This window comes from Ruegeria sp. CDSB117 (assembly GCF_059611005.1).
This window is the reverse complement of the sequence record NZ_JBXWOS010000046.1, coordinates 1-10,048: the sequence shown is the minus strand read 5'-3', so window position 1 is coordinate 10,048 and position 10,048 is coordinate 1. Positions and strand designations below refer to the sequence as shown.

10 protein-coding genes are annotated in these 10,048 nt (G+C 53.1%); 7 read left to right on the top strand and 3 right to left on the bottom strand.

The window, feature by feature from the left end:
- Positions 1-82 precede the first annotated feature (82 nt).
- The 4 genes from AC2FJC_RS23230 to AC2FJC_RS23215 all read left to right on the top strand — a co-directional run bounded on the left by AC2FJC_RS23230 (position 83) and on the right by AC2FJC_RS23215 (position 3,690).
- The gene (locus tag AC2FJC_RS23230) at positions 83-451 is read left to right on the top strand and encodes a cation:proton antiporter domain-containing protein (RefSeq protein WP_496742029.1); all 369 of its coding nucleotides are present in this window, start codon (positions 83-85) and stop codon (positions 449-451) included.
- 61 nt (positions 452-512) lie between these two features.
- Entirely contained in the window at positions 513-1,163 is a 651-nt protein-coding gene (locus AC2FJC_RS23225; RefSeq protein WP_496742027.1) for a potassium channel family protein, read from the top strand.
- A gap of 445 nt (positions 1,164-1,608) precedes the next feature.
- Positions 1,609-2,676 (top strand): DUF1214 domain-containing protein, encoded by a 1,068-nt coding sequence (locus AC2FJC_RS23220; protein ID WP_282121579.1) that lies wholly within the window; start codon positions 1,609-1,611, stop codon positions 2,674-2,676.
- Positions 2,677-2,694: 18 nt separating this feature from the next.
- On the top strand, positions 2,695-3,690 hold the full coding sequence (locus tag AC2FJC_RS23215) for a DUF1254 domain-containing protein (protein ID WP_282121578.1): 996 nt from the start codon (positions 2,695-2,697) through the stop codon (positions 3,688-3,690).
- Between the two features lie 651 nt (positions 3,691-4,341).
- Here the strand turns inward: AC2FJC_RS23215 and AC2FJC_RS23210 are convergent.
- The gene (locus tag AC2FJC_RS23210; protein ID WP_282171162.1) at positions 4,342-6,024 is read right to left on the bottom strand and encodes a sulfatase-like hydrolase/transferase; all 1,683 of its coding nucleotides are present in this window, start codon (positions 6,022-6,024) and stop codon (positions 4,342-4,344) included.
- Positions 6,025-6,331: 307 nt separating this feature from the next.
- Here AC2FJC_RS23210 and AC2FJC_RS23205 point away from each other — a divergent pair, with 307 nt between their 5' ends.
- Positions 6,332-7,258, top strand: a complete 927-nt coding sequence (locus AC2FJC_RS23205) for a DMT family transporter (RefSeq protein WP_282121580.1) — start codon at positions 6,332-6,334, stop codon at positions 7,256-7,258.
- Between the two features lie 88 nt (positions 7,259-7,346).
- Here the strand turns inward: AC2FJC_RS23205 and AC2FJC_RS23200 are convergent, their stop codons facing one another.
- Both AC2FJC_RS23200 and AC2FJC_RS23195 read right to left on the bottom strand, forming a co-directional pair.
- On the bottom strand, positions 7,347-7,988 hold the full coding sequence (locus AC2FJC_RS23200) for a GNAT family N-acetyltransferase (RefSeq protein ID WP_282121581.1): 642 nt from the start codon (positions 7,986-7,988) through the stop codon (positions 7,347-7,349).
- A 168-nt stretch (positions 7,989-8,156) separates the two neighbouring features.
- Positions 8,157-9,107 carry a LysR substrate-binding domain-containing protein gene (locus AC2FJC_RS23195; RefSeq protein WP_282121582.1) on the bottom strand — a complete coding sequence of 317 codons (951 nt, stop codon included), beginning with the start codon at positions 9,105-9,107 and terminating at the stop codon, positions 8,157-8,159.
- A gap of 31 nt (positions 9,108-9,138) precedes the next feature.
- Here AC2FJC_RS23195 and AC2FJC_RS23190 point away from each other — a divergent pair, with 31 nt between their 5' ends.
- On the top strand, positions 9,139-9,363 hold the full coding sequence (locus AC2FJC_RS23190; protein WP_282121583.1) for a hypothetical protein: 225 nt from the start codon (positions 9,139-9,141) through the stop codon (positions 9,361-9,363).
- A 389-nt stretch (positions 9,364-9,752) separates the two neighbouring features.
- Positions 9,753-10,048: hypothetical protein (locus AC2FJC_RS23185; protein WP_496742022.1), on the top strand; the 296-nt coding region annotated here is incomplete at its 3' end.

Below are 10,048 nucleotides of genomic sequence, written 5' to 3'. Positions count from 1 at the left end.
TTGGCAGTTACGATGAGCCAGAAACCCTCTCTTATCAAATCGACCTAAACTGTCCCATGGGCGCTGACGTCAGACACTTGCGATGCTCAGTTTCTTTTTCATCGGAGCGTTGTTTGTTCCGGAAGCCTGGCTGTTCCTGAGCCCGACCGGCCTTCTGATCGTTGTCCTGTCTCTCGTCATTGTCCGCCCAGTCGCGATCTGGATGTCCCTGATCGGGACCGAAACAACTGCGAATGAAAGGCTGTTTTATGGCTGGTTCGGCCCTCGCGGTTTGGCAACTGCCCTGTTTGCCGTGTTTGTCGTCATGGATTTCGAAGGTGTTCAGAAAATCGACGATATCTTGGTAATCGCCATAACCGCGGTCATGGTTTCGGCATTCGTTCATGGGATCACCGCCAAATACGCACCCCAAATCTTTCGGCTGTCGAAAGGCGGAGAAGAAACGGAATGAAGCGAACTCACTTGCTCAGGTTGCGAAGCCGCCCGAAGCCAATGCACTGGGAGCGATACCTATGAACGTACGGGTTTTTCGTTGGGAGTATCTGCTGGCTGTGCTTCTGCTGGCCATTGTCACCGAACCGATTGCAGGGCCCACAATTGCTGCCAATCTGGTGTCCCTGGCACTATTTCAGGTCGTGGTCGTCGCTACTCTTCTCAAGAGCGTAAACTCCACCGGGCAACGGGGTTTGGGGCTGGTGATTGCGTTTCTGTGGTTCGGTGCAACTGTATTGGCCTTAGTGACAGATCAGGTTCATGGAGTTGTCGCCGCATTTTCTGGAGTAATGCTGGTAGGTGCCTTGTACGTCACCTTCCGCAATCTGCTCGAGCGTGAAGCCGGGGACTTTGACGCCCTCGTCGGCTCGATATTCGGTTATGTCTTGCTCGGTATGGTCTGGGCTATGTTCTATGTTCAGATCGAGCGATGGCATGCTGGCTCAATAGCGTTTCCCAGCGACGCTGATCTTTGGTCTGCATCAATCTATTTCAGCCTCGTAACGCTGACGTCTCTTGGATACGGGGATATTTTGCCAGTCTCCGCAGTAGCTCGTATTTCGGCCGGCTTTGAGGCTGTTGGCGGCGTGCTTTACATCGCAATCATGATCGGAAGCATCGTCGGGACGTATCGCCAGAAGCCTGTTTCCGGCTCCTCGACGAAAAATTAATTCTCGGGAATTGGCGGGTGGTCTCTACCGAGGTCCGCTCAGGGTGGCCGAATCCAAAGCCGTGGGGCGGTGCTGAGGAGGGTGGTCTTGAGGTAGGTCATGACTTTGCAATGTCTGGTTTCTGCGCATTCCAGAAATTCGGATCTGACAACGTTGCTGGTGCGGCGAATGGCGGTTTCGTCCGCAGAGTGGTCGTTCGTACCAACTGCTGCGAATGACCGCTTCGAGCCCTGTCTAACAAATGCTGCAATCAGCACGAACTAGGAGTATGGGCTGAAACCCGACTTTGAGGGGGTGGCAAGCGAGAATAATGATCCATGACAACGCCATGAAATGTGCACGGTGATAAAATGCAGCTATGACGTCACAGCAACGTCACCGTCCTATTTGGACTTCTAGAGATCTGTGCACATATTTTTCTGCGAAAGCACAAAGGAACAAGCCTATGCCTAAACGACTTTCCCAATCTGCGCCGTCTGTTACAGCCCTTTGCGTCGCTGCCTTGGTCTCTGGTGGTGCCGCGGCGGAATCCACAAGCGCCACGCTTGACGCGCTTGTCGACAGTCGGGAAATTCCGGTTACGGTTGATAACTTTACCCGTGCAGCGACGGATGCAGAGCTGGACAAATACGTCTCACTGGCCGGTGGCGTGAATGAATTTTTCCATTTCCGCACACCGACTCCGGTGGAAAATCAGCCGACGATCCGCATGAACCGTGACACGCTCTACAGCACAGCTGTTGTCGATATTAGCGAGGGCGCGACCCTGACGCTGCCCGAGGTGGGTGGGCGATATATGACCGCGATGATTGTGAATCAGCACCACTATATCAACGAAGTCTACTTTGGCGGCGGCACCTACACTCTGGACACAAAGACATTCGATACCCCCTATGTCATTGTGTTCATGCGCGTACTGGTGGACGCGTCTGATCCAGACGACGTGGCCGCCGTGAACGCGATCCAGGACGCGATGATGATCGAGGCGGCGTCATCCAAACCCTTCATCTCTCCGGATTACAATCAAAAGGATCTGGAGGACTTGATTTCAGAAACCCTAAAGTTGGGCCGATTTGCGCCCGATGCAACACGCACCTTTGGGCCCAAGTCCGAGGTTGATCCCTTACGCCACTTCATTGGCACGGCGGTCGGCTGGGGCGGTTTGCCGGAAACCGAAGCGTTCTATTTGAGTGTCGAACCAAACCTGCCCGTCGGAACCTACAAGATCGACGTCCCGGCAGACGTGCCTGTTGGGGCATTTTGGTCTGTCAGCCTCTATAATGCGGCCGGTTTCTTTGAGGAAAACGCACGCGATGCTTACAACGTCAACTCAATCACCGGAACGCCCAACGATGACGGCAGCATGACGGTACATCTGGGGGGCTGCGACACGGATGCGGTCAACTGCTTGCCCATCATGGATGGGTGGAACTATACGGTTCGGCTCTATCGTCCGGGGCCCGAAGTTCTGGATGGCAGCTGGACATTTCCCGCCGCCCAACCTGTGAATTGAGTGAAAAAGGAACAGACCATGAAAGCTCTACTTGCCTTCGTCCTGTGCGCTCCGACGTTTGTTTTGGCCGAAAACGTCACTGTTGAAAACTTTGTACGCGCCGAGTCGGATTTTAATATCCGGGGCAACATGAAGACCTTCGGCTTTGGCGTGGGCGAGTTGCATCACCTGCGCGAACCAACGACCACCGAGGATCAGCCAACGATCCGGATGAATCAGGATACTCTGTATTCCGGACTTGTGGTGGACCTGTCAAAGCCTGTGGAGATCACGCTGCCTGACCTGGGCGGGCGGTATCAGTCGATGCATTTGGTCAATCAGGATCACTATATGTTCGCTGAGGCAAGACCCGGGACCTACAGGCTGACCGAAGAAGAGGTCGGCACCCGCTTTGCCTTCGTGGCCTTCCGTACATTCGTTGATGTCACCAACCCTGACGACATCGCAAAGGCCCATGCCGCGCAGGACGCGATCAAAACAAGCGGCGGCGGCAAAGGACCATACGAGGCGCCGGATTGGAACCTGGATAACCTTGGGGTGGCGCGCAAGGCGCTGAGTGATGTCGCGGTGCTTGGCTTTAATTCAAAATATGCGTTTGGCACCAAAGACGAGACACGGCCCATTGACCACCTTGTCGGCGCTGCCGCTGGTTGGGGTGGCCTGCCGTTCACTGCTGCGTCTTATGTCATCGACAGCGTTTCCGAAAATGATGGCGAAACCCCACACGCCGTGACCGTCAAGGACGTCCCGGTGGACGCGTTCTGGTCCATCACCATCTACAATGCCGACGGCTACCTGGAACCTAACGGTATGGGGGTGAACAGTTACAACAACTTCACAGCAACACCAGACGATAATGGGGCCTACCTGATCCATTTTGGTGGCTGTGACGATGGCCGGGCCAACTGTATCCCGATTTCACCCGGCTGGAACTACACCGTCCGCCTTTACGAACCACGCTCCGAAATTCTGGACGGCAGTTGGACCTTCCCGGCTTTCGAGCCTGTGGACTGACTTGGGCTCGGCCCAAAATCGTGGCTCAAAGCTGACATGCGCGGAATTCATCGCCATGTTCAGCTGTGGGACGGAAGCGGCTATTTACCGAACGGCCATCAAGGTCGGAAAGGTCCGCAACCCGGAGCTGAAAAGCCTATTTTAGAAGGTCCGGTTTGGGCCGTCCGCGAAACTTTGCAAAGGTCGCTATCTGCGCATTTCGGTCATTGGGGCACCGTGCAGCAATGTTCAAAGAGGGCTCAATGCGGACGTTTGCCTGAATACCGCAAGCGACCGCTATGCGGACGAAGCCGCCATAGGCACCATCGCAAGCAATGACGGTTGTCAGCCCAATGCGGGCTTGGTCGATCCGCAAGCAGGGAGGCGAGCAGGCATAGGCGCTGGCAACTACCTTGGTCTGATTTACAGGAATTTTTTCAGCAACCAATACATGAAGGTCGAGTTGTTCTACTTGTTATTTTCGGAACGAAAAGCCTGCGGTGACATCCCGGCCCAAGCATGCACAGTTTAGGTAAAATTGGGATCCCAATCATCCACAACCCCTAGTGCTGCTCAAAAAGATAAGGTGAAAACCCACTCTTAAGGGTGAACACCAATCAAAGATGCCGCTTCAGGGACAACACAAATCTTGTCCGTGAAGCGGCGTTTTGGCTATTGCCAACTTGCAAAAGTCTTGCGGGCCAGTTCACTTTCTGGTCGCAGATTTTCAATGCCTCCATAGGGTTCATCAGTCCCAATCTCGCGATGTGGGTATTTTGCAATCATTTTTTGATGCCGTTTGGCCATATCCTGGAAGGACGCTCCGGACCAAAGCGATTGGCCGATGTCAGAATACATCTCGCGCGGATCGCGAAGGATATTGAACACCGGCGCAGCGGCCCCTGGGACACCAGGTGCGGGCATGTGCATCTTGAATTCCTGTTTCACAATCGAACGCAAAACCGGTCCTTCGTAGATATAGACATAATCTCTCCGCGAGTTGCCATCCCCCTCAAGAAACAATGCTGTCTGGTCCACGCCGTCGATGATCCGGTCACGCGGGATGAATTCAGTTCCGCCAGCGATACGGGCGAAGGTTGTGAATAGATCGGAAACGTGAACGATGTCCCCTGCGTACTTGCCTCCTTCGATTGCAGCTGGCCAGCGTACGAAAGCATCAACACGCACCCCACCTTCGAGGTGTTCCGCTTTGCCGCCCCGGTAAATCAATTCGATCATGCCTGAAGTGGGCGAATACTGCTTAAAGATGCCGTTGTCCGCCATGATCACAACAAGCGTGTTGTCCGCAATTCCAAGTTCATCAACTTTGGCCATCAAATCACCGATCCAATCGTCAAGTTGCTCCATTTTATCAGCCATAAAGCCACCGTTGCGGGACCGCTGCTGTTCGCCGTAGGTGAAATTGATTGGGTAAAGCGGCCAGTATTGAAGAAAGAATGGATCATCTTCTCCCGCCAAACGGTCAAGTTGCTCCAAGACCTGAGCCTGATAGGTCTCGTTCATGCGTTCATAGTGCGCCTGTGTCCATTCCTCGCCAGCTTCTATGCCGACCTCCCGTGCGGCCTCTCCGGCCCTGGCTTCGAGGCCAGTTACAAGACCATAGGGTTTGAACCGTTCATCCATTCCGTATTTCCCGGATTGAGTAGACGGATGCCAGCCGTTGAGGTTACCTGCATTCGCAGCCTCTGGTGTCATCAGGCTCAGTTGCACTTGCTGATGGACTGGAAAATACGCGACATCAAACCCCTGGTTGTGAGCGAATGACTCCTCAATATCGCCCTGGTGCCATTTCCCAACATGTGCTGTGTTATAGCCGGATTGATTGAGAATTTCGGCGATGGTAACTTCGTTCTTGGACAACCCTTCACCAACAAGAGCAACTTTCACTTCCTTGACACCCGCGCGAATTGGGTGCCCTCCGGTCAGGAATGCAGTGCGGGTAGGTGTGCAGGAAGGCTCAGTATACATCCGCATCAAAGAAAGGCCTTCTGCGGCGAAATCGTTGATGTTTGGTGTGTCAAATCCGGTGACAAAGTTCATCGCAGGATTGCCCATGAGGCCAAAACTCACGTCATCGATGAGAACGTAGAGAATATTAGGGGGCTTACCATCGTTTCTTTCTCGAACTTCCGCTAGCTTCTTATCGATCTCAATGTCTTGGGCATCCCATTGCTCGCCGTACTGAGCGCGAAGAAAATTGAATTCTCCGTCATGGACGATGGGAGTTTCCTGGGCCGCGACTGATGTGGCAGCAACAATGGATGCAAATAAGGCGGTTCGAAAAATCAAGTTAGAGCTTCCTTTATTGTGTTGGCGGGAAACAATGAGTTTCAATCAAAGTTGGCCGCGTTTTGGGCCTTCTCGAAAACCAGTCAATACCAGAGGGTCACGCTACGGTCTACTTGCGCCATGAAATCGCCATTTGCTGTGCCTCCTACCAAGGTGAGCTAACGGCCGATTGCGATATTTTGCAAAGTCCGTTTCCTGCGCATCGCCGACCTTAGTGCGGACTGCGGCACCTAGTAACTTTGGGCTCGATGCGGACATCCAACGAAACGTGGCAATCGACCGCTATGCGGACAAAGCAGTCGTTCGTAGAATCTCTAAAGACGACGATGCAAATGCGTGATAACTCCAGATTATGGCCACGACATCTGCGCGAAATCGAACGCCCATCCCTTACGCATTTGCGGTTATTGGTGTTCTTTTTGCTTCAATCTGTTTCGGGCTGGTTCCCTTTTTCAGCCGCAGCCTGACCGAACAGGGTGTTGCACCCTATGCGGTCGCATTCTACCGCTACATTATTGCGGCTCTTCTTCTGCTTCCTGTTCTCATCGTGCACCGAAAAGAATGGCGAGAGATCACTTGGGGTCTTTCCGCCGGAGCCGTAATGGGGCTTGGTTGGATCGGATATGTAACGGCGCTGGAGAAGCTGCCCGCATCGACAGTGGGTGTGCTTTACATGACCTATCCGGTGTTCACCTTAGTTATTGCCTGGGCTGTGTTTGGCGATGCACCCACGCGACGCGCCATGTTGGCCGCTGGTCTGATTATGGTGGCAGCTGTCATTGCTGGCTCGCCTGCGTCAGTGGCTGCGGAACACCTACCAACGCTGCTGCTATCGCTTGCCGCCCCATTTGGGTTTGGCTTCGGAATTTGCGTCCTGGTACACAGGTTGTCACGGATTGCGCCGTTGGCACGTATCGCGTCAGTTTCTCTGGGGTCTGTACTGGGCCTCGCGCCGCTCATCCTTGGAGCTGAGGTTGGAGAGCTTCTCCCAAGGGAACAATCCGATTGGCTTTTCATTGTTGGTATTGGTCTGGTTACCGCTTTCGTGCCCCAGCTTATCTACACGATATGCTCACCTGTTATTGGGGCTTCCCAAACTGCGGTCGTCGGAAGCATCGAATTACCCACGATGTTTGCCGTGGGATATCTTGCCTTTGGCGAAGCCATCTCTTTTCCTCAAGCTTTGGCATGTGCCTTAGTGCTGGGCGCAATCGCGATCACAAGAAGTAGAAAGACGCGCACCGTATCTACCGTGCTCGCAAAATCACCAAGGCGGTAGTACTGGGCTCGGTGCTGCCGTGCTCTGACGTGGGCAAGCTCTGCACGGGTGTTTATCGAGATGACGACGGAGCGGTGCGGGTAGTTTTTTACGTCGAAAGATCGAGTTCCATTAGCACACAAGCCCCTTCGTCCTTGATGTCCAGAAAAGGTCGCTGCCCGTTGAGTTCGAAGTCTTCGTAGCCAATCGAATGAGTGCTGGTGAAGCCCGCTTTCAAAAACATGCTTTGTGAAAACCGGTTTGTCGCTTCGGCGAAAGCAATCCGGTAGCCGGATCTTTCAGCTTGGCTTAGACAAGAGTCCAGCAAGCTTTGCGCAATTCCTCTTCTTGAGAAATCATCACGCACGGCGATCATGAATATATGAAGAAACCTCTCTTCCTGAATGTCGTGCGTCTTTGAAAAAAAGCCTTCCAGCTCATCAATTAGCTTGATGACTGGCTCAGAGTCCAATTCCACTGCATCAATCCCATCAGGGGGCGGTTGACCGAAGTCATGTGCCAGAACTGCGCCTACTATTTCACCAGAAGCTTCATCGAGAGCAACAGACGACAAACCCTCCTTTGCTGATTTTGATCCAAATAGTTCGGCGATCTTTTCGAGCTTTTCAAGCGAGAACTTAGTTGAAACGGCGGGAGGATCACGCCTGCTAAAAACATCACCAAGCAGTTTAGACATTGCATCATTGTCTGTTTCTGACATTCGTCGAACTACGATCTCTGAACTAGTCATTCGGTATTTCTCCCAAAACAAATGGCGTAAATACTTGGCACAATGTTAGCTTTTGGCGCTTGGCGATTGTGTTTGAACAGGGACAAAGCAGTAACAGTCGACGGGATCGTCTCAATCTTTTGCGAATTGCGATAAATCAATAGCACGGGCTTTCAGCCTTTCGTTTCCTCAATTGCTTGCGCATTCATCGATCAGCCATTGGCAGACGGCGCGAACGGCTTTGCGGCGCCCGGCGCGATTGTTGACTGCCAGGTAATACCCGCCGAATGGGATTTCGATGTCCGCGAGTTCAACCAAAACGCCCGATTGAAGTTCAGGTCCACATAAATTCTTGTCCATCAGCACTGCTCCTAGACCGGCGACTGCCGATTGGATTGCCAATAATGCGCCAAGTGGATGGGGCAATTTGAGGTCAGGGACCTCATTAAGTCCGGCCCGCTTGAACCAATCAGTCCACAGGCTGAACGTAGCTTCTTCAATCAAAGGGCCGCGAGCAAGCGCCTCAATATCCAATTTGCCATCTGAAATCGGCGCAAAACCGGGTGCCGCATAAGCCCGAACTTCAGATTGAAACAGCAGATGGTATCCATCAACCGATCCGGTTCTCAAATATCTCACCCCAATGTCGAAATCATGGGCTTCAATATCCATGACCTTAGTAGTTACGGACAGTTTCAGATCAATTTCGGGGTGACGGGTCTTAAGACTTGTAAGCCGAGGGATTAGCCATTTCTGGGCAACTGTGGTTTCTGTCGTCAGCGTAACGGTGCCTTTGGGGGGAACCGAAAGTACCTCCGTAGCCAGAGCGATCCGGTCAAAGGCCGGAGTAATCTCCGTCAGGTATGTTCGACCTTGATCGGTCAGTGCAACACCGCTGTTCTGGGTGCGGAAGAGATGAACGTTCAGACGCGCCTCCAGCCCTCTTACATGTCGGGAAATGGCGGAATGGGAGACGCCCAACTCTGCGGCGGCCTTGGTGAAACTGCCCAATCGACCCGCCGCTTCAAAGGCGCGCAATGCGTTTAGGGGGGGTAAAAGTCTCGGCACGACCCTTTGTGACTTTTTGGAACAATAGGTGTCAAGTATCAACGTTTGAGGGCGAAGGTCGCAGCGTTGCATGGTCGAGGAATGACAATTTCTGGAGGCGACTATGAAACCCATTGATAAAAACGAGTTTGAGATTCACGAAACTAAGGCAGCTCCAAAGCACTTTGGCCGATTTGATTTGAGGGGATGGCTTCTGGGCTTTCTCAAGCCGTCGATACAAACAGGTTGCGACCCGGTCCACCTGACGCATCGACTGCTTAGAGATGCAGGAATCGACGAGTTGGACATCGAGAGAAAGAAGCTAATGAGTGCGCCTCTGATCCGCTGAACCCTCACGGACTATGAACGCCTGCTCCATGTTCGCAGTACAAAAACTTCGCGGAACTGAATTGTGATTACGTGGAGTGCGACTGGATTGGCGGTATCTTAGCATGGCTTGCAAATGAAGCCCCCTGCGGGGCTCAATCCGGTCATCTGACGGTTTACCGATTTACTAAGCCAAGGCCGGTCAGTTGGTACTCAAGTCACACTGAAGCATCAAAATGCATTCCCCTACGTCGTCTTTTCTCATTGATCTGGTACTGACTTCGACAGATAGAGAGGTGTGCGGTGGCTGTCTTCCTTCGCAAGTGGCGCATGTCAAAGCGCTGCCGGAGGACCTCCGGTGGCCTTTATTCGTGGCTTACGCAGCAGCCACAGGCCCTATCAGAGGACGTCATGCCCTTTTCAACTGACGGTCAAGACCGCGCTACTCGCGCCATTGACCCATTGCCAATACGCCTTATCAAGCGCGCCATACTGGTTCTTGTCGGCCTGTTTTATTTCCTCTTCGTGGCCTTTGCCCCTCTTCTTTGCATTCGGCGCAGAGGGTTTCGGGGTTGGTATTGGCGCCTGGTGAAACGGTCATGTTCCCGCCTGCTGTGGCTCCTCAGCATTCGCGTCGAGATGCGTCCTGAGGAAAAGAATGCCCTCGCCGCCGACACCAACAGCATCATCGTGGTTAACCACCGTAG

What these genes read in the sequence shown, in the direction of transcription:
- AC2FJC_RS23230 (WP_496742029.1), top strand. Translation starts at nt 83, where the DNA reads ATGCTCAGTTTCTTTTTCATCGGAGCGTTGTTTGTTCCGGAAGCCTGG.
- AC2FJC_RS23225 (WP_496742027.1), top strand. Translation starts at nt 513, where the DNA reads ATGAACGTACGGGTTTTTCGTTGGGAGTATCTGCTGGCTGTGCTTCTG.
- AC2FJC_RS23220 (WP_282121579.1), top strand. Translation starts at nt 1,609, where the DNA reads ATGCCTAAACGACTTTCCCAATCTGCGCCGTCTGTTACAGCCCTTTGC.
- AC2FJC_RS23215 (WP_282121578.1), top strand. Translation starts at nt 2,695, where the DNA reads ATGAAAGCTCTACTTGCCTTCGTCCTGTGCGCTCCGACGTTTGTTTTG.
- AC2FJC_RS23205 (WP_282121580.1), top strand. Translation starts at nt 6,332, where the DNA reads ATGGCCACGACATCTGCGCGAAATCGAACGCCCATCCCTTACGCATTT.
- AC2FJC_RS23200 (WP_282121581.1), bottom strand. Translation starts at nt 7,988, where the DNA reads ATGACTAGTTCAGAGATCGTAGTTCGACGAATGTCAGAAACAGACAAT.
- AC2FJC_RS23195 (WP_282121582.1), bottom strand. Translation starts at nt 9,107, where the DNA reads ATGCAACGCTGCGACCTTCGCCCTCAAACGTTGATACTTGACACCTAT.
- AC2FJC_RS23190 (WP_282121583.1), top strand. Translation starts at nt 9,139, where the DNA reads ATGAAACCCATTGATAAAAACGAGTTTGAGATTCACGAAACTAAGGCA.